The 18,417-nt window shown below is 44.8% G+C and carries 18 protein-coding genes and 1 tRNA gene; 9 read left to right on the top strand and 10 right to left on the bottom strand.

What is annotated here, in order from left to right:
* The first annotated feature begins 1 nt into the window (after window position 1).
* Window positions 2-1,060 (top strand): sensor histidine kinase, encoded by a 1,059-nt coding sequence (locus tag ACH3Y6_RS12010; protein ID WP_490835856.1) that lies wholly within the window; start codon window positions 2-4, stop codon window positions 1,058-1,060.
* Window positions 1,041-1,778 (top strand): LytR/AlgR family response regulator transcription factor, encoded by a 738-nt coding sequence (locus ACH3Y6_RS12005; protein ID WP_490835855.1) that lies wholly within the window; start codon window positions 1,041-1,043, stop codon window positions 1,776-1,778. Before ACH3Y6_RS12010 ends, ACH3Y6_RS12005 begins: the two co-directional genes overlap by 20 nt.
* A gap of 16 nt (window positions 1,779-1,794) precedes the next feature.
* Here ACH3Y6_RS12005 and ACH3Y6_RS12000 read toward each other — a convergent pair whose 3' ends face one another.
* The 4 genes from ACH3Y6_RS12000 to ACH3Y6_RS11985 form a co-directional block, all read right to left on the bottom strand.
* Window positions 1,795-2,190, bottom strand: a complete 396-nt coding sequence (locus tag ACH3Y6_RS12000; RefSeq protein ID WP_490835854.1) for a response regulator transcription factor — start codon at window positions 2,188-2,190, stop codon at window positions 1,795-1,797.
* 459 nt (window positions 2,191-2,649) lie between these two features.
* Window positions 2,650-3,276: a response regulator gene (locus ACH3Y6_RS11995; RefSeq protein WP_490835853.1), complete on the bottom strand. Its 627-nt coding sequence runs from the start codon at window positions 3,274-3,276 to the stop codon at window positions 2,650-2,652.
* 466 nt (window positions 3,277-3,742) lie between these two features.
* Window positions 3,743-3,826 (bottom strand) — tRNA-Leu (locus tag ACH3Y6_RS11990).
* A 186-nt stretch (window positions 3,827-4,012) separates the two neighbouring features.
* Entirely contained in the window at window positions 4,013-4,999 is a 987-nt protein-coding gene (locus ACH3Y6_RS11985) for a LuxE/PaaK family acyltransferase (protein ID WP_490835852.1), read from the bottom strand.
* 34 nt (window positions 5,000-5,033) lie between these two features.
* Between ACH3Y6_RS11985 and ACH3Y6_RS11980 the strand changes: the two genes are divergently transcribed.
* The 6 genes from ACH3Y6_RS11980 (at window position 5,034) to ACH3Y6_RS11955 (ending at window position 10,764) form a co-directional block, all read left to right on the top strand.
* Window positions 5,034-5,501 (top strand): hypothetical protein, encoded by a 468-nt coding sequence (locus ACH3Y6_RS11980; protein ID WP_490835851.1) that lies wholly within the window; start codon window positions 5,034-5,036, stop codon window positions 5,499-5,501.
* A gap of 6 nt (window positions 5,502-5,507) precedes the next feature.
* Window positions 5,508-6,419, top strand: a complete 912-nt coding sequence (locus ACH3Y6_RS11975; protein WP_490835850.1) for a UbiA prenyltransferase family protein — start codon at window positions 5,508-5,510, stop codon at window positions 6,417-6,419.
* A 5-nt stretch (window positions 6,420-6,424) separates the two neighbouring features.
* Entirely contained in the window at window positions 6,425-7,546 is a 1,122-nt protein-coding gene (locus tag ACH3Y6_RS11970; protein WP_490835849.1) for a M42 family metallopeptidase, read from the top strand.
* Between the two features lie 69 nt (window positions 7,547-7,615).
* A complete protein-coding gene (locus ACH3Y6_RS11965) occupies window positions 7,616-8,455 on the top strand; it encodes a type 1 glutamine amidotransferase (protein ID WP_490835848.1) in 840 nt (279 codons plus the stop codon).
* A 98-nt stretch (window positions 8,456-8,553) separates the two neighbouring features.
* A complete protein-coding gene (locus tag ACH3Y6_RS11960) occupies window positions 8,554-9,750 on the top strand; it encodes a hypothetical protein (RefSeq protein WP_490835847.1) in 1,197 nt (398 codons plus the stop codon).
* A 39-nt stretch (window positions 9,751-9,789) separates the two neighbouring features.
* Window positions 9,790-10,764, top strand: a complete 975-nt coding sequence (locus ACH3Y6_RS11955) for a YitT family protein (protein WP_490835846.1) — start codon at window positions 9,790-9,792, stop codon at window positions 10,762-10,764.
* Between the two features lie 14 nt (window positions 10,765-10,778).
* Here the strand turns inward: ACH3Y6_RS11955 and ACH3Y6_RS11950 are convergent, their stop codons facing one another.
* The 3 genes from ACH3Y6_RS11950 to ACH3Y6_RS11940 form a co-directional block, all read right to left on the bottom strand.
* On the bottom strand, window positions 10,779-12,824 hold the full coding sequence (locus ACH3Y6_RS11950) for a putative porin (protein ID WP_490835845.1): 2,046 nt from the start codon (window positions 12,822-12,824) through the stop codon (window positions 10,779-10,781).
* Between the two features lie 105 nt (window positions 12,825-12,929).
* A complete protein-coding gene (locus ACH3Y6_RS11945; protein ID WP_490835844.1) occupies window positions 12,930-13,751 on the bottom strand; it encodes a purine-nucleoside phosphorylase in 822 nt (273 codons plus the stop codon).
* Window positions 13,752-13,911: 160 nt separating this feature from the next.
* Window positions 13,912-14,115 (bottom strand): cold-shock protein, encoded by a 204-nt coding sequence (locus ACH3Y6_RS11940; protein WP_490835843.1) that lies wholly within the window; start codon window positions 14,113-14,115, stop codon window positions 13,912-13,914.
* Between the two features lie 241 nt (window positions 14,116-14,356).
* Between ACH3Y6_RS11940 and ACH3Y6_RS11935 the strand changes: the two genes are divergently transcribed.
* The gene (locus ACH3Y6_RS11935; protein ID WP_490835842.1) at window positions 14,357-14,947 is read left to right on the top strand and encodes a ferric reductase-like transmembrane domain-containing protein; all 591 of its coding nucleotides are present in this window, start codon (window positions 14,357-14,359) and stop codon (window positions 14,945-14,947) included.
* 32 nt (window positions 14,948-14,979) lie between these two features.
* Here ACH3Y6_RS11935 and ACH3Y6_RS11930 read toward each other — a convergent pair whose 3' ends face one another.
* The 3 genes from ACH3Y6_RS11930 to ACH3Y6_RS11920 form a co-directional block, all read right to left on the bottom strand.
* Complete coding sequence (locus ACH3Y6_RS11930; RefSeq protein WP_490835841.1) at window positions 14,980-16,200, bottom strand: TCR/Tet family MFS transporter; 1,221 nt, start codon at window positions 16,198-16,200, stop codon at window positions 14,980-14,982.
* A gap of 51 nt (window positions 16,201-16,251) precedes the next feature.
* The gene (locus tag ACH3Y6_RS11925) at window positions 16,252-17,310 is read right to left on the bottom strand and encodes a saccharopine dehydrogenase family protein (protein ID WP_490835840.1); all 1,059 of its coding nucleotides are present in this window, start codon (window positions 17,308-17,310) and stop codon (window positions 16,252-16,254) included.
* A 75-nt stretch (window positions 17,311-17,385) separates the two neighbouring features.
* Window positions 17,386-18,252: a DUF4382 domain-containing protein gene (locus ACH3Y6_RS11920; RefSeq protein WP_490835839.1), complete on the bottom strand. Its 867-nt coding sequence runs from the start codon at window positions 18,250-18,252 to the stop codon at window positions 17,386-17,388.
* Window positions 18,253-18,417 lie beyond the last annotated feature (165 nt).

The raw sequence follows: 18,417 nt of genomic DNA, 5'->3' as shown, positions 1-18,417 counted from the left end.
CATGATCAACCCTGTCACCAACGGCTCCCGTTTTCGTATTTCATTTACCAGTTGGTGGCTGGTATGGGCACTGGTGCAGGTGATGGTGGTTAACAGCTATGGGGCCAGTTTACAGCAAAGCATTATTGACAGTTTGCTTTGTAACCTTTTACTGGCAGCCAGTTGTCTGCTCATCACCAATAACATGAAATACTATCTGCCCCAAAAAGAACGATACTGGTATGTTTTGCTGATGAGTGTGGTACTCAGTGCGGTATGGTTATGGCTGGTGAGGATCTTGTTGAAACTGTTTCTGGGCAGCGATGCAGATTATCTTGTTTTCCTGGAAAAATCAATCTATATCCGGTATGTGATCGGGGTGCTGATGATCGGATGTATGGGGATACTGAGCCTGCTCTGGTATACCTTGCAGGAACAGCAGGAAGCCAACCGTCGCAAAGAGGAGGCGGAGAAGATGACCAAGGACGCAGAACTCCTGAAACTGCGGCAGCAGCTGCAACCGCATTTTTTATTCAATAGCCTTAACTCCATCAGCGCCCTGGCGGGAACACAACCCGAGAAAGCCAGGCATATGATACACCAGCTGTCCGATTTTCTGCGCGGCACATTAAAAAGAGAGGATCATCAATGGGTTTCCCTGGAAGAGGAATTGAGGCATCTGGAATTGTATCTTGAGATAGAAAAAGTAAGGTTCGGGCAGCGGTTACAAACGGCAGTAACCATAGCGCCTGATACTAGGGCCTTACATATCCCCTCACTCCTGTTACAACCGATCGTAGAGAATGCGATCAAGTTTGGATTATACGATACCACCGGCGAAGTACTGATCACCATCGATGCCCATGTCGACCGGGGACAACTACAGATCACCATCACCAACCCCTATGATGAAGAAACCGCTGTAAGCACCCAGGGAACGGGCTTCGGACTGGCATCCATCCACAGGCGGTTATTCTTATTGTTTGCCCGGCACGACCTGTTGCAAACCAGCAAATCCGGCACTTTGTTTACCACCACTATCCTGATACCTCAATATAACTATGAAAGCAATCATCATTGACGACGAAATGCTCGCCCGCAGTATGGTAAAAGAATACCTGCAATCGTATCCTGACATCGAAGTGGTACAGGAATGTAACGACGGGTTTGATGGTATCAAAGCCATACAACAATACCAGCCTGATCTGATATTCTTAGATATACAGATGCCCAAGATCAACGGGTTTGAAATGCTGGAACTGATTGAGAACCCGCCTGCGGTAATCTTTACCACCGCATTTGAAGAATATGCGATCAAGGCTTTTGAAACACATGCGGTGGATTACCTGCTGAAACCCTTCAGCAAAGAGCGCTTTGACAAAGCCATACAGAAATGGCTGTTACAAAACAAACAGGAAAGGATAACCAAAACCGAAGCACTGCTTACAACACAGGCTCTGAACCCTGTGCAGCAGAACCGGGTGGTGGTGAAAGATAACGGGAAAGTGAAGATCATCCCAATTACCCATATCCGTTACCTGGAAGCCGCAGATGATTATGTAAAAATCCATACGGCAGACGGCATATTCCTCAAGAATAAAACGATGGGCTTTTTTGAAGAAACGCTGGAAGCGCAAAATTTTATCCGGATCCACCGTTCCTATATCATCAATGTACAATTGATCACCCGCATAGATCCTTATGAAAAGGAAAACCATCTGGCGGTATTGAGTATCGGTGTAAAACTACCGGTGAGTAAAGCGGGTTATGCCAAACTGAAGAAAGTGCTGGGAATCTGAAGGTCACATTGGCGGATCAGTCACGCACCAGGTTACGCTCTTTTACCTGCTTGACAATGGATGGGATCATCAGAAAATCGCGTGACTTATCGAGAAAATAATCAGCACCCAAACGCATACATTCATCGCGATAACCGGCAAAAGTATTATTGGTGAGCATGATGACAACAGGCTTTATCACCTGGCGAAGACTGAGCCTGCGCAACATTTCAATACCGCTCATTCCCGGCATATTGATATCGAGTACCATAACATCAGGTTGATACCCCTCCATCAATACCAGGGCTTCCTCTGCACTGGTAACCGTTTCGGTGCTGGTTACATCTTTTACATCAGACAGGATTGATTTGAGATGCTGCAGTACCATTACCGTATCATCAATCAATAAAACCTTGAGTCCTTTCTTTTCCATTTGCGTACAATACCAGAAATCGAAGATAGAGCTGCTTGTAAATAGTAGTTGTAGCAGAGAATACAAAGCTATTGTAGTCGTTACACTACCATTAAAAGCTATATCTTTCATAAAACAGCTTACAAGAGAATCTATACAATTCCTCTATCCGGGCTTATCGCGTTTATAAAAAGAAAAACCCCACAACAAAGAATGTTATGGAGTTCTTCAGTTTTCTGTCCCATGGTTTTTCTAGGAGAAAATATTCTGTGCAAATGCATTACAATGGCAAGCAACCGGTAAGCATCTGGGAATTTCCAAGGATAATGAATTATAAGGATATTGATTATAAAGAGGTAAGATGTTCCATACAAGAGAAACCTTCACTTCCTATTTGGTAAAGGAAATGATAAAAATCGTCACAAAAAATAGTATATTATTGCTATTGCGTAGTAAATAAACTACACGATATTTTTCAAATTATATAATATTATTCATGATCGCATACTTCACAAGGTCAGCATTGCTTTGCAGATGCATTTTTTCCATGATTCTGGAGCGATAAGTGCTGATGGTATTTACGTTTAGCGACAGTATTTCGCCAATAGCAGAAATACTTTTCCCGGAAACGATCATTTTGAACACTTCGAATTCTCGGTCGGATAACTGTTCGTGTGGAGCCTGTGTGTTGTTTTGTTCAATGGAACCGGCAAGGACTTCGGCCACTTCGCTGGTAATGTATTTGCGGCCGCTAAGTATTTGTTGTACTGCTTTTACCAGTTCGTAAGGAGCGCTTTCTTTAGTCAAATAGCCAGAGGCACCGGCTTTCAGCGAACGAACTGCATATTGTTCCGGAGCATGCATACTCAACATCAAGACAGGTGTCAGCGGTGCATTTTCTTTGATCTGTTTTAAAATCTCAATACCTGAATAACCAGGCATGCTGATGTCAGAGATAATGATATCCCATTTTTCCTGAATGGCTTTTTTTAGGAGGTCAGCTGAATCAGACACATCATGTATATCCGCAAACGGGAACGACTCCACCAGTATCTTTCTCAAACCTTCCCGGATCAGTGTATGATCATCTGCAATCAATATTCTCATTAGTGCTACTCTTTTATTTCAATTTAGATGTTGATTTTACAGCCCTATGCCTTCAAAATTACTACATTTCACTTATCAATTTTCTGCAAAAAACAGCAACTCCATGCTGATTCCGGCATATTAATCTTGTCAATACCAATATAAAAAACTCATTATCATTGAGTTACAAAAATACAGCCGAAAAGCTGGAATTATACTATCTTATCCAAATATGATACAACAATGACAATCGTAATTCGGGTTTACTGTCATGCTTTACCTATGGCAATTTACTGAATCCAACTACCAATACCTTGCGATAATCACCCTATTCATTTGTGAAAAACACGGAAATATTTGTCACTGATTTTTTAGCATTTGTAGCGTGTACAGCAGTCCCTCCCATTTATCGGTGCAGGGCAGGCATTATAGCATCCCGGGTGTTCAGGGATGCCCAATAAAAAAGCCCCGCATTTGCGGAGCTTTGTGCCCAGAACTGGATTCGAACCAGCACACCCTTGCGAGCGCTGCGACCTGAACACAGTGCGTCTACCAATTTCGCCATCTGGGCAGAGAATAATTAAAAAATCTAAATTCAAAAATCAAGATTCAGATTTCTTAATTGTGTTTCAGGGGTGCAAATATAGGAGGAATTGAATAAATACCAAGCAAATTTTTTTCTTTAACACTCCCTCCAACACAAAACTGCCCCCTCAGTTTAATTAGAAATTATCAATATTGATTTTTGATTTTTGAATTAAACAACAAGCTGGCTACAGCCCCTGATATCACTATTATCCAGCCGGCCCCATACTTCAAAACTACCATCCCCGAAAACCTGTCCCACATCTTCTGTAGCAATAAAAGAAATACTGTGCCGGTTGGCAAGGTCGATCACCTGTAGAATACCTCTACCGGTTTCTTTTATACAAAATGGGTCTTCTTCATCCCGCACCAGCACTTTCATCCAGGGGGGACAAACAAAACGCCCCTCTCCTTTTGAATATGCCTGGCTGAGCAGTTCCGTCATGCCATATTCAGAATGTATGGATGTAACCCCCAATCCTTCCGTCAATAAACGGTGTACTTCTGTCCGGGTGAGTTCCTTACGGCGACCTTTCATGCCTCCGGTTTCCATCACCACCGTATGTGTAAGCCGTTGCGGATGAGACGCTGCAAAATCAAGCAGGGCAAACGTAACCCCGATCAGCAAGGTTTTCTGTCCCTTAGTTTCCTGTTGCTGCAATACATCGGATAACTGCTGGTGATCATACAGGTAAAAACCACTATTGGGATGGGCACTTGCGCGGATCAATTCATCCACCATCATCACCAGCGAGGAATGCTGCCGTTCCAGGTAAGAAGGCAGCAAACCCAGGATGCACCATTCTGTTACCTCTCCATAAAAAAGATGAAATGCTTCCAGGAAACTACGCCGGTACAGGTCAACCGATTTTACCAGGTGGCGGCTGGCGAGCTGCTGTGTGGTTCCGCTGCTTTCGAAAACAACTTCAGGCTGAAACTGTCCGGAAACCACTTCCCTGCTTTTAAAAAAAGAGATGGGCAACGCAGGTATCGAAACCAGCGTCTTGCATTCGGCAGGATCAGCGCCTGTAAGCTGGCACCATTCGCTATATACCGGGTTCTCCTGATACTGGTAATGGAAAGTCTGCAGGCTGGCTTCCAGAAAAGCAGCCGGATCGCCGGAAAGAGAGAAAATATTGTTAACATCAAATGAGCCCACAGCTATCTATTGTAATGTTTTAACTAAATTTGAAATGAAAGTGATCCGAATGAAGACAAAATTATTGATACTATTGGCAATACCGTTCCTATTTTATGCCTGTAAAAAGAATACCTATACCACCAAACCCCAGATCAGTATCAAAAATATCAACGCAACAACCCTGAACCAGGGGGACCTGCTGTTATTTGAACTGGAGTTTACCGATAAGGAAGGTGACATACAGGATACTTTATGGGTACAAAAAATCTCCCGGAATTGCCCGGGTACACCCGGTGCCCAGTTCATCAGCAAAAATAAAGTGCCGAATTTTACGGCCACTTCCAACCTGAAAGGCACGCTTGAATTCGGTTATGCCTACAATGCCAATATTCAGGGCTATAGCACTATTACCGGTTGCGGTACCAAAAACGATACTGCCTATTTCAAATTCTGGCTGAAAGACAAAGCCCAGAACGTGAGCGATACCCTTACCAGTGGTAACATTATCTTACTTAAATAAAAGCGGTTGAATGGCTTAATCAGGTTACTCTTTTTCGGAAACTATTTTTATGGTTTCTGTGCAGTGGCTTTGTCCATAGAAGCCAACCTGCAACAGCATATCCCGCTGAACAGCCTCACCTATTATTTGTTTGTATTTGCCGCTACGGTACTGTATTACACACATGCCTATATAGCGGAGCCAGCAAGCAGCCCGGAACATAAAAACAAAAGAACCGCCTGGTATGCAAGGAACCGGAGCATGATTGCCTGGTCACAACTGCTGCTGACCATCCTCTGCCTATCAACAGGCAGTTACCTGCTGAAAGAGAACTGGAACAATCTCCTTGCACTGAAAAGCTGGCAATGGCTGCTGATCCTTATTTTCCCGGTAGTGGCGGCATTGTATTATGGCAGCCTGTCCCCGGGCGCCAGTAAAAAAAGCCTGCGGAACAATGGCTGGATAAAACCTTTTGTCATCGGTTTGGTATGGGCGGGTGCAGTAACCGTATACCCCGTTGTATTCAGCGACCTGGAACACCATCGGCTTGACCGGCCCAACCTCTTCATGATCCTGCTTACATTAAAAAACTTCATGTATATCTCCCTCTTGTGTATCCTGTTCGACATAAAGGATTACGCAACCGACTATAACAAACAGTTGCAGACATTTGTAGTAAGGTACGGCCTTCGGTTTACCCTTTTTTCAATTATCATACCGCTGAGCCTGGCCGGACTGGGTGTTTTTCTGGTGTTTACCACGCTACGTGGTTTTCCACTGGAAACCATATTGATTAACATGATACCGTTTCTATTGTTGATAACTGTTGCCCATTCCATGCACCGGCGTAAAAGCATTCTCTATTATCTTGCAATCATAGACGGCCTAATGCTCGTTAAAGCAATCTGCGGAATTGCAGGAATGATATTTATAAAATAAACTGTATGGCAAAAGCGAAATCTTCCTCCAGATCAAAGACCAGGTCGATCCTTACGGACGACTCCATGGCATTTCTAAAGAACTATATCAACACCCCTTCACCTGTTGGTTTTGAAAGTGGCGGGCAAAAAATATGGCTCGATTACGTAAAACAATATGTAGATACCCATTTTCATGATCCATACGGAACAGCAGTGGGTGTGATTAATCCAAACGCTCCTTTTAAGGTGGTGATAGAAGCACATGCCGATGAGATCAGTTGGTTTGTGAATTACATCAATGAGCAGGGACTGATTTATCTGAAAAGAAATGGCGGCGTGGACCACCAGGTGGCACCTGCCAAACGCGTATGGATCCACGGCAAAAAAGGACCTGTAAAAGCTGTTTTCGGCTGGCCAGCCATCCATACCCGCTTAAGCAATCCCGACCAGAAAGAACCACAACCCAAAGTAGATAATCTTACCCTCGATTGCGGTGCACGCAGCAAAAAGGAAGTAGAAGCCCTCGGCATCCATATCGGATCGGTAGTGACCTATGAAGAGGGGTTTGACGAACTGGCTTATGATTATTTCATCGGTCGCGCTTTTGATAACCGGGTGGGTGGTTTCATGATCGCCGAAGTGGCCCGTTTACTGAAAGAAAATAAGAAAAAACTTCCTTTCGGTCTGTATGTGGTGAATGCCGTACAGGAGGAGATCGGTTTACGCGGAGCAGAAATGATCGCGCGCCGCATCAAACCCGATGTAGCCATCATCACGGACGTAACGCATGATACCAACACCCCACTGATCAGTAAAGCAATTGAAGGTGATATCCTCTGTGGCAAAGGCCCCTCTCTTGCCTATGCACCAGCCATTCATAACAAATTGCTGAAACTGGTTCAGGATGTGGCGGAGAAAAACAAGATCCCCGTTCAGTACAGAACCCTTAGCCGCAGCACTGGAACCGACACCGATAGTTTTGCCTACGCCAACGATGGTTGTCCCTCTGTGCTGATTTCCATTCCGTTGCGATACATGCACACCACCGTGGAAATGTTGCACAAAAAAGACATTGAAGAAACCATCCAGCTGATGTACCATACATTACTGGCATTGACACCCAAAACCAACCTGAGTTACCTGTAACAATTTGAGTTTGGGGCTGCAATACCCCGGTACCGGCCCCCAACTCAAATATCCCTACTTTCGCGGCGTATGAATGCAACAGAGAAAAAATATGTGCGGGTTGCCATCCTTGATCTGTACGAAGGACAGGCCAACCAGGGAATGCGTTGTATCAGGGATATCTTATTACAGTGGGAAGCCGCCAACCAGGTAGAACTGATCTGCCAGGAATTCGATGTTCGCCTGAAACTGGAAGTGCCCGACAGTTCTTTTGATATTTATATCTCCAGCGGCGGCCCGGGTTCACCGCTGGAAACGATAGGCAGTGAATGGGAAAAAAAATATTTCAGCTGGTTAGAACAGATAGAACAACATAACCTGCATGCCGATGAAGCAGATAAGAAACATGTGTTCTTTATCTGCCATAGTTTTCAGCTGGCCTGCCGGCATTATGGCATCGGAAACGTATGCAAACGTAAATCCACCGCTTTTGGTGTATTCCCGGTGCATATGCTGGAGGATGGCAAACAGGAGCCCGTATTTGAAGGGCTTAAAGATCCATTTTACAGTGTGGACAGTCGCGATTACCAGGTAATAGAACCGAACCACACACGTTTGCGCGAGATGGGCGGCAAAATACTCGCCATCGAAAAAGACCGGCCGCATGTACCGTACGAAAGGGCCATCATGTCTGTCCGCTTCAACGATCATTTCCTTGGAACACAGTTCCACCCAGAGGCAGATGCCACGGGTATGCATATGTACCTGCTTCGGGAAGACAAAAAGAAAACAGTGATCGAGAACCATGGCGAAGCCAAATGGCAAAGTATGGTGGAACAACTGCAGGACCCTGAAAAGATCATGTGGACCTACCGTCACGTGCTGCCCAATTTTCTCAACCTGGCGCTGGGAGAATCCGTAACAGCGTAGGCAGTCATCTGCGTATTTTCTCATCAGCACTACAGGTAAAAAATCTTTCGGGTATTGGAAAGGATTTTTTACTTTAGGAAAAAGCTAAACTCTGATACATGGTACCCGCTGTGAGAAAACAGTACAACGAGCATTTTACTACTGAGCAATATGAAGCTTTCCTGAAAGAACTGCACAGCAAACATCCCGGCGCCATTGAATTCCGTGTGGCAGAAACTCCCGTATTCATCGACAGGGCATTTCGGGACAAGATACTTTCTGCCTGCGAAAGTATCGTGGATGTGATCACGCAGCCCGGATTTATCAACAGCAGTGCTGCTGCTATTCCTGAAGAGGTGAAAGTGCCCAACGAAAATGCACACACCCATTTCATCGCCTTTGATTTCGGCATCTGCCAAAATGAACAGGGGGAACTGGAACCACAACTGATCGAAATGCAGGGCTTCCCTACCCTGTTTGCCTACCAGGTGTGGCATGATGAAGTAACACGCAGAAATTTCAACATACCCGAAAATTACCACACCTACCTTAACGGGTTTACCCCCGAATCATACAAACAACTGCTAAAAGAAATCATACTGGGCAACCACCCGGCAGAAAATGTCATTCTATTGGAATTATTACCACACCAACAGAAAACAAGGATCGATTTTTACTGCACATCCGATTATATAGGCATACCGGTGGTTTGTCTGACTGAATTGATTCAGGAAGGCAAACAACTTTTCTACCTGAAAAATGGCAGAAAAATTCCCGTTGCCCGTATTTACAACCGGATCATTTTTGACGATTTGCAGCAACAAACAGCCGAGATACAGGAGAAAGGAAAAGTATTACTGGCAGACCTCCATGTGGAATGGGTGCCACACCCCAACTGGTTTTACCGTATCAGTAAACACACGCTGCCATTCATCGATCATCCCTATGTTCCTAAAACATGGTTTCTGAACCAGCTATCGAAAATACCTGCTGACTTGCAGAACTACGTATTAAAGCCCTTGTTCTCTTTTGCAGGCCAGGGTGTCGTGATCGATGTCACCCATGCTGATATAGATAAGATAAGCGATCCGCAAAACTGGATATTGCAACGGAAAGTAACTTATGCCGATGTGATACCTACCCCGGATATTCCGGCGAAAGTAGAGATCCGTATTTTTTATTTCTGGAAAGAAGGATCAGCCAGACCCATTGCCACCAACAACCTGGCCCGCCTGAGTAAAGGCAAGATGATCGGCGTACGATACAATAAAGACAAAGAATGGGTAGGCGGAAGTCTGGCCTATTTTGAAGACTGAGCTGCAATAGCGTTCCCCTTTTTTAGTAACTTTACCGGGATGAATTCTTTCTGGACCAGGATCATAACGCGCACTGTTCTAAACGCTAAAAACGATGATGGCGATATCGATTATTCCCGGTATGAACTGGCTAAAGGATATCGTGAGCTGAAGATCAATTTTCTGCGGCTGCTGAGAGATATCTTCTTTATGCTGGCGGGTATTTTATCTGCCGCATTCGGACTTGAAGGTTTCCTGTTACCCAATGACTTTATTGATGGCGGCGCCACAGGTATCTCTCTATTGATCTCAGAACTTTCAAATGTTCCCCTCTACATACTGTTGATCGTTGTAAACATCCCCTTTGTCTATCTTGGCTACAAAGTATTGGGGAAGAACTTTGCTGTTAAAACTGCTCTCGCAATCACAGGTCTTGCGATTACGGTTGCTTTTATTCATTTTCCGGAAGTGACGCGCGATAAATTACTGGTTTCCATTTTTGGCGGTTTTTTCCTGGGTGCCGGCATTGGCTTATCCGTAAGAGGCGGTGCCGTGATTGATGGCACAGAAGTACTGGCGATTTTTCTCAGTAAAAAACTGGGCACTACCATCGGCGATATTATTATTATGTTCAATATCCTGATCTTTTCAGCGGCAGCCTACCTGCTTTCCATAGAAACCGCGCTGTATTCTATGATCACTTACCTGGTAGCTTCCAAGGCCCTCGACTTTGTTATTGAGGGTATTGAGGAATATACCGGTGTCACCATCGTATCTCCACACAGCGAGGAGATCCGTATGATGATCATGGAAAGGATCGGGCGCGGACTTACCGTGTATAAAGGGAAACGTGGTTTTGGTAGTCATGGCGAAAGAAATGATATTGACATCATCTATACTGTAGTAACCCGACTGGAATTGAACAAGCTTAATACCGAGATCGAAAAAATAGATCCGCATGCTTTTGTGGTCATGAACAGTGTGAAGGATACCCGGGGAGGCATGATCAAAAAAAGAGCATTGAAGGGGCATTAAGTATCCCCCGCGGTTTAATTCACAAAATTCCACCAAAGACCAAAACGTATCCACAGTGCCGTACCGGGATAATAGTTGGTCATAAAGTTAGGTTTGTTAAACGTGAAGCCTTTCTTTACATTCAACGTATTCAGATTTTCCAGGCGCAGGAAGCCTTTAAAGCTCTTGATCCTGAAATGCAGGAAGGCCGCAATATCCGGCCGGTTGCTGATGGTATTGTTTTGCTGCACAAAATACTGCCCCAGTATGGGCGAATAATCATCTGCCTTGTAAGCGGTATTATAACGAAGTTCCAGACCGGTGGAAAGAAAAAGATTGGTAGCAAAATTTCCCTCAAACGCAATACGGTTACGGGTTAGCAGCAAAGGAATATTTACCGGCGGTTGTCCTGTTGTTTGCTGTACATGAATCTCTGTATACCAGTTCCAGTAACGGGACAACCGGAATTTCTTTTCGGCATTCAAATGCAAAACATTGAACAGGCTAGCATATTGTTTAGCCGTAAAAAAACTATCAAAATACAGGTAGTTGTTCACCACAAAATATTCTGCTCCCAGTTTCCAGCCATTACGCGGATTCTCATACAGCCCGAACAACCGGATGATGTTTTCTTTACCATAGGTACTTCTTTTAGACACCGGAAAACTGCTCAGCCGGTTCAGGATGAATGAAGGGGAACGGTTCACATTCTGGAACCCGATATTCAGGTATCCCAGTTTCTTTCCCAGCATACGTTTCATGCTGATGTAAGCGGAGTAATCTCCTGCATGAAATCCATTCAGGTATAACTGCCCCGTAGCTTCCAGATCCCATACCTGGTTGCGGGTACGGTTACGGTATTCGCCCAGCACAGACAGGTTGTACATAGAGATGGTTGCCACTGAATCGTTGAATGTTCCTTTCAGGTTCTGCACCGCAACACCGGCTTTCAGAAACTGGGCAAGATTGTTCTTATCAGGAAAAGAGATCAGGCTGAATTCATTATTCAGGTCGCTCCAGGCATCCTTGAAACTGATAGGAACATTATCGGGGGTTGTATAATTAAAATATTTCTGGTAATGGCCTGAATCAACAAACTTATCCAGAAAATTGAAATTACTGCCGGTATATCGAAAAGTATGTTCTATCCGGAAACGCGGGTAGAATAGCTGGTAAGTCACAGAATCGGTAACCAGCGAATCCCTGGAACCTATATCATAATGATGCCGGTACAGAAAAGTACTGTTTTTATAGATATTCCCGGTATTCACTGCCGTATTAAAAGGGTTACGGCCTGCTGCTCCTGCCCTTCCCATCCTTGTTTCCAGTTCGTAAGGATCATTAAGGGCAAGACTATCCAGCTTGTTTACATCCTGCAATCCCCCATTCTCGGAAGAGGCACTTTTGTTGGAGATGAAAATGAAAAAATTCTCGTACTTCTTATTCAGTGTCTGGTAATGCACAGCAAAACGGAAATTATTCTGGCTGGCATTCTGGTTCTTAAGATTCCCCGGCGCGTTATTGAAGCGATATTCGACTGAAAAGTTGAGGTTACTGTTCCGGTTCTGGGTATGCAGCACACTCAGTAACTGTTCGGCCTTACTACCCAACACATATGAGAGCTCTGTATATGGCCGGGTGGTTTGAAACAAACGGGTACCCTCCAAAGTGTAAGCATACACATCATACTGATGAAAACCTGCATCAAAGCCGGGTTTCATGAGGGGGTTAAAGAAAAAAGATTGTGAAGCAGTAGAATAATTACCCAAAGTATGATAATAGTACGGCAGGGGAAAACGCGTGGTAAAATCATTAATGGAAGAATCGATCGTACGCAGCCTGCTCGAATCAAAAAACTTGTAAAAAATGGTAATAGAATCTGCATTCCTGTCGCGCCGCTGCAAAGAATCGTTACCCGTATTCTTTTTCATCATCCGGCCCTGGCTATCATAGGTGATATTGCCGGTATTGCGCTGGAGATTACCCAACTGCCCAAAACGGGTTTGCGCCTGCAAAATGTTGTTACCGGACACCAGCAACAACAGCCAAACAAATATGTTCCGGGCTAAGGGTAGACGCATGCTTACAAATGTGCAATAAATTATGGGTAAAGCTACTAAGGATCACGTTAAAATAGTCGGAGTCAGGATTTCATATTACTGCAATTTCCCGGCTCACCACTGCTCTTATAGACTTTTCACCAGCTCTGTAAACAATACCGTTAGTTTGGGTTCTGCTGCATGGGCAGCTTCCAGCACCTCCTCATGTGTAATGGTATTGTCTTCCTCGCGGATACCCAGATCGGTGATAACACTCACTGCAAAGACCTTCATACCGCAATGTACCGCAGCAATGGTCTCTTGTACGGTGCTCATTCCTACGGCATCACCTCCCAGGATATGGATCAGTTTATATTCTGCCCTTGTTTCAAAAGTAGGACCTGTTACACCCGTGTATACTCCCTGGTGAACCCTAATCTGGTGCTGACCAGCAATATCGCATACTTTTTTGATCAGTTCTTTGTTGTAAGGTTCGCTCATGTCGGGGAACCGGGTTCCCAGTGCATCTTCATTTTTACCCAATAACGGGTTCTCTGTGAAAAAACTGATATGGTCTTTGATGATCATCAGGTCACCAATCTCGAAATCGGGATTGACCCCTCCGGCAGCATTGGATAAAAGCAGCGTTTCTACGCCCAGCAAACGCATCACCCGTACGGGGAAACAAACCTGTTGTGCCGTATACCCCTCATAATAATGAAAGCGGCCGGCCATTACCCATACTTTTTTACCACCCAGTTCGCCAAAGATCAAACGCCCTTTGTGTCCCTGAACAGTACTAACGGGGAAATTAGGAATGTCTGTATATGGTATTTCTTTTTCCGCTACGATCACGTTGGCAAGGTTGCCCAGTCCGCTACCCAAAATAATTCCGGCATTGGCCTGCCCTGACACCTGTTTCCGGATAAAATTCACTGTTTCCTGCAACTGCTGCATGATATCTGACATATGCTAAAAATTAGTTGGCAAAGATAATGATAAGGCGGCTACTGTACAGAATAGTCTCACGCGTAGTTATACAGCTATTGGGTGCTGCATCCGTATGCTGATAATAAAAAGGCCACTTCGCTGAGCGGAGTGGCCTATGATAGGTTAAGAAAGTTCAGAGTTAACTTAAACGCTTAACGTTAACGGCATTTAAGCCTTTACGTCCTTCCTGTACATCAAAAATGACTTTGTCATTTGCTTCGATCTGATCAATCAGGCCATTGGCATGTACGAAAGTTTCTTTACTGGAGTTATCATGCTTAATAAATCCAAAACCTTTTTCTTCGTTAAAGAACTTTACAGTTCCTGTGATTTGTGTGTCCATTTGTAAAATTGTAAATAATTAATGGCGGCAAAGGTAACCTTAAATAGCTTCGCCGCCTAATAAATATGCTCCTGAACTGTTAAATAACAGCCAATACGCTGTATAACAGCCTGATACCCGTATTCAACAGTGATTCATCCGCCCATATAACAAACAAGCGGGTAATCTGCTGAATACTAAGGCTGACTTATCTTAGCAGGCGATACAACCGTTTCTACTAACCTATAATAGATTTGATCTGATGTTTGGCATCTCCTATTTAGACATATCCGGTGCACTCGGACTCTGTGCTACCGGGGTGCTTAGTTTCAATTTTTTGCTGGGTATGTTACTGAGTACTGCATACAAACGTTCCGTGTACTGGAAGAAACTGCCATCTGTTGTACAACAGATCAATATAGACCGCTTGCATAACTGGACAGCTTATATCGCTTTGCTTTTTGTGGCACTACACCCCTTATTTCTGCTGCTGGATAAAGAGCAGGCTTTTACCCTACGTGATATACTATGGCCCGTAGCGGCCCCCAAACAAAGTAATATCGTTATGTTAGGTACAATCAGTTTTTATGCATTACTGATCGTTATCATCACCACACAGAAAATAGTCAAAAAGAAACTGGGATTTCGTTTGTGGAAGAACATTCACCTGGTTTCATATGCCACGGCCTTGTTGTTCCTGTTTCACGGGTTATTGATGGATCCTTTATTAAAAGACAGACCTACAGATTGGCTGGATGCAGAAAAGTTCTTCTCAGAATTTTGCCTGTTGCTGATCCTTACTGCCATGATCCTTCGCATCAGGTATCACTTTACAACAAAAGCCAATACCTGAGCTCATTTTACGACTCATCCACACGATACGATTTATTTTGCATGGTTTTTACGAAGCGCAATATAGGCCCAAATGGCACTGGCCAGCATAAACACAGCACCCAATAAAAAGGAGGCCCCCGGAAAATAAACGGGCGCTTCCTTATGTGTGAAATAAGCGAAGAGATTGGTCATCATCAGCGGCCCTACGATTGATGTTGCACTCATCAGGCTGGTCAACGCCCCTTGCAACTCGCCCTGTTCATTCGGTGGCACATGACCCGAAATAATGGATTGCAAAGCTGGTCCTGCTATACCTCCCAGGCAATACGGTATCAGGAACACGAACATCATCCAGCTTTCTGAAGCAAAAGCAAACAGGAGCAACCCCAGTGCATACAATCCCAAACCGATGTACACACTTCTTTCATTGCCCAAACGGGGATTCACTACGCGTACCAATCCGCCCTGCACTGCTCCCACCAGCACTCCGATTACACCCAGGGAGATCCCGATCATCTTGGGGGTCCACTTGAATCTTTCAATATTAAAAAAGCTCCAATTGCTCTGTACAGCGTGTGCCGCAAGATAAATTAATACAAAGGAGCCGATCAAACCACCTACAGCCGGGTATTTGCGCAATTGCAGCAGCGACCCCAGCGGGTTGGCCCTTCTCCATTCAAAAGGTCTGCGGTGTTCTTTATCGAGCGACTCGGGTAATACAAAATAACCATATAGCCAGTTCATCAAAGCCAGGCAGGCGGCCACCATAAAGGGAACACGGGGTCCCAGCTCACCCAGCAAACCACCCAGAAGCGGACCGATAATAAAACCCAATCCAAAAGCAGCTCCGATCATTCCAAAATTCTGTGCACGGTTCTCCGGAGTACTGATATCGGCTATGTAAGCAGATGCCGTAGTAAAACTGGCTCCGGTGACACCGGCAATCAAACGTCCCAGGAATAGCCAGGCAATGGTAGGCGCGAAAGACAACAAGAGGTAATCGATACCAAAACCAAACAGGGAAAATAACAGCACAGGACGCCTTCCATATTTATCGCTCAGGTTACCCAGCACCGGTGCAAAAAGAAACTGCATAAAAGCATAGGCAAATGTGAGCCAGCCACCGTACTGTGAAGCCTTACTGATATCATCCACGCCCAGCAACTGTTCAATCAGTTTGGGCATTACCGGGATGATGACACCAAAACCGGTAACATCTATCAGCAATGTGATAAAAATAAAACCCATTGCCGCTTTGCGGTTCATTGCCATGTATCAAAATTAAAGTGCATGTAAAATAAAAGGCGACAAATATAAGAAAATTTATACCTGTTCCCTGCTTACCCCGGGCACTTCCAGGATAAGATCGGCACCATAAGCCCCGGCAGGTGTCTGGTAACCTATTTTCAGGTTTCCCGCCAGTACTTTCCGGACGATCAGCAGGCTGCTGATAGCTGTTAATGTATATCCTTCCGGACAGCGCATACGAACGGTACGGGTTTCACCGGCAGCATTCCTGGCTTCACCCCAGACCAGGCTAACGGCTCTGGCACGCAAGTCAGCCGAAGGTCCAGCCGGTTGTTTTTTGATCCTCTTTTTAGCAAGGTTGCGGACAAAGGAACTGCGTAGTATCCAATTATAGAGTGATTGCCACTTCAGTAGCTGGAATGTTTTTGGGGACACAGCTGTATACGTTTCTATATTAGGTATACCCGTAGTGGTGTATGCCGTTGAAACATCACCCCAGGGTATTGCCATTACAAACAGTTTCTTTTCACCGAAATCGATCCATTCGCCCTTATGTCCCAATGGTTTTCTAATGATTTTCCCATTCTCCCTAACAGCACCTCCTTCACCCAGGCCTTCCGCCATGGTAGTAGCGGTTCCGTGCGAGAGTTTACCACCCAGTGTGGCAAAAGCCAGTTTCAACTGTGTGGCATCAGGTAATTGATTCCTGACATACAGGGCTGTGCAATCGGTAGGCACCACATCAAAACCTACGCCTGGCATCAGCATGATGCCTGCATCTTTTGCCCGGGCATCCAATTGTTTGGCCATTTCGAATACGGCGATCTCACCGGTGATGTCCAGATAGTGGGTATGTGTGGCCAGGCAGGCTTCCATCATTTTAAGGGCAGTGAACTGAAAAGGACCAGCGGCATGTAATACAACCGAAACCTCCTGCAAAGCCTGCTGTAAGGCAGCCTTGTCTGCCAGGTCTATTACCTGGTAAGGATATCCCAGCGTTTCCGATAATTGTTGCAGAGATTCTTTATTTCGTCCGGCAAGAATTGGGGAAAGTCCGTAACTATCGGCCAGACCGGCTATCAGCCGGCCGGTATATCCATTGGCCCCATACAAAAGGAAGCTATTGTTTTGCATAAGGTAATGTACAAAGAATCCAGCGCATAAAAAAAGGGGAGCATTCCTGCTCCCCCCGGTTGGTTGTTTGCTTTATTATTTTCTGAGTGTGATAATTCCTACAGAAGTCTCTCCTGTTGGTTTGACACTGATATTATTGATCGTTGTATCAATATATCCATTAGAAGCATTTACATACAGGGAATAGGTTCCTGCTTTCAGACCGCGCATCTTAAAGTAGCCTTCTTTGTTGGGAAGAGCATACGCGGTATCGGTCTGGTTAAATAAAGTCAATACCGGATACGCTTCTTTAGGTCCAACCCTGCCTGCCACGCTTGCGGAATTATTCACCACAAAGAAATGGAACACAGGTTTCAGTATAAAGCGGTTATTATCCTGTACGATGGAGCGGCTTACATCAAAATCAAGCCAGAGGCGTTTTTTGCCGGGAGCGTGCTCTTCGCACTCATTTCCTTTTAACTTAATGAGAACATATCCTTTGTCATTAGGTGGCACTGCCAGCGGATAGGTTACACTGTCCTTAACCACCGAGTTATTGGTACCCAGCTCTATTTTAATCAGGCGGATAGAACCTTTGGTGATACCGGCATTTGCCAGGAGGGTATCGGCACCATTACGGAATTTCAGGATATCGTATACGCCGGGGGCGATTCCGAGGTCTTCCCAAACAAATGAAGAATCTCTTCTGCGATCATCCTCTCCTCTCCTGTCCCAATCGTCGTCATCGTGCCTGCGTGTATCACTGCTGGTATCCACCAATACTTTTACCGAGCGGATATCGATGTATACATTGTCAAAGAAACCGGGACCATCCGTCAGATATAAGGATAGCTGTTCCTTACCTCTCATGTTCACTTCCGAAGAAGTACTTTTGTTACAGGCTGTCACCAGGAGCGATGCAGCAACAACCACCATAGCGGCTGCGAAGATGTTTTTTTTCATGTGCTTAGATTTTAAAGTAACATTCGCCCATAGATGGTTGCCGTTTGGATCCGGAGAAACCTTACAACAACCATACTAAGCTGTGCAAAGAATTTGTTAAAGAAACTTTTCAAGCCCCATTCGTATTTCGATTTTTCTTATATGACAAACATTTAGCGTACAACT

The sequence above is a fragment of the Sediminibacterium sp. FW305-C-269 genome (genome assembly GCF_058231045.1).
This window is presented reverse-complemented; position numbering and strand designations above follow the sequence as displayed.

Coding starts and splice junctions, on each gene's coding strand:
- ACH3Y6_RS11995 (WP_490835853.1), bottom strand. CDS start 3,276: ATGAGAATATTGATTGCAGATGATCATACACTGATCCGGGAAGGTTTG.
- ACH3Y6_RS11950 (WP_490835845.1), bottom strand. CDS start 12,824: ATGCGTCTACCCTTAGCCCGGAACATATTTGTTTGGCTGTTGTTGCTG.
- ACH3Y6_RS12000 (WP_490835854.1), bottom strand. CDS start 2,190: ATGGAAAAGAAAGGACTCAAGGTTTTATTGATTGATGATACGGTAATG.
- ACH3Y6_RS11945 (WP_490835844.1), bottom strand. CDS start 13,751: ATGTCAGATATCATGCAGCAGTTGCAGGAAACAGTGAATTTTATCCGG.
- ACH3Y6_RS11925 (WP_490835840.1), bottom strand. CDS start 17,310: ATGCAAAACAATAGCTTCCTTTTGTATGGGGCCAATGGATATACCGGC.
- ACH3Y6_RS11920 (WP_490835839.1), bottom strand. CDS start 18,252: ATGAAAAAAAACATCTTCGCAGCCGCTATGGTGGTTGTTGCTGCATCG.
- ACH3Y6_RS11930 (WP_490835841.1), bottom strand. CDS start 16,200: ATGGCAATGAACCGCAAAGCGGCAATGGGTTTTATTTTTATCACATTG.
- ACH3Y6_RS11960 (WP_490835847.1), top strand. CDS start 8,554: ATGGTACCCGCTGTGAGAAAACAGTACAACGAGCATTTTACTACTGAG.
- ACH3Y6_RS11980 (WP_490835851.1), top strand. CDS start 5,034: ATGAAAGTGATCCGAATGAAGACAAAATTATTGATACTATTGGCAATA.
- ACH3Y6_RS11955 (WP_490835846.1), top strand. CDS start 9,790: ATGAATTCTTTCTGGACCAGGATCATAACGCGCACTGTTCTAAACGCT.
- ACH3Y6_RS11940 (WP_490835843.1), bottom strand. CDS start 14,115: ATGGACACACAAATCACAGGAACTGTAAAGTTCTTTAACGAAGAAAAA.
- ACH3Y6_RS12010 (WP_490835856.1), top strand. CDS start 2: ATGATCAACCCTGTCACCAACGGCTCCCGTTTTCGTATTTCATTTACC.
- ACH3Y6_RS11965 (WP_490835848.1), top strand. CDS start 7,616: ATGAATGCAACAGAGAAAAAATATGTGCGGGTTGCCATCCTTGATCTG.
- ACH3Y6_RS11970 (WP_490835849.1), top strand. CDS start 6,425: ATGGCAAAAGCGAAATCTTCCTCCAGATCAAAGACCAGGTCGATCCTT.
- ACH3Y6_RS11935 (WP_490835842.1), top strand. CDS start 14,357: ATGTTTGGCATCTCCTATTTAGACATATCCGGTGCACTCGGACTCTGT.
- ACH3Y6_RS12005 (WP_490835855.1), top strand. CDS start 1,041: ATGAAAGCAATCATCATTGACGACGAAATGCTCGCCCGCAGTATGGTA.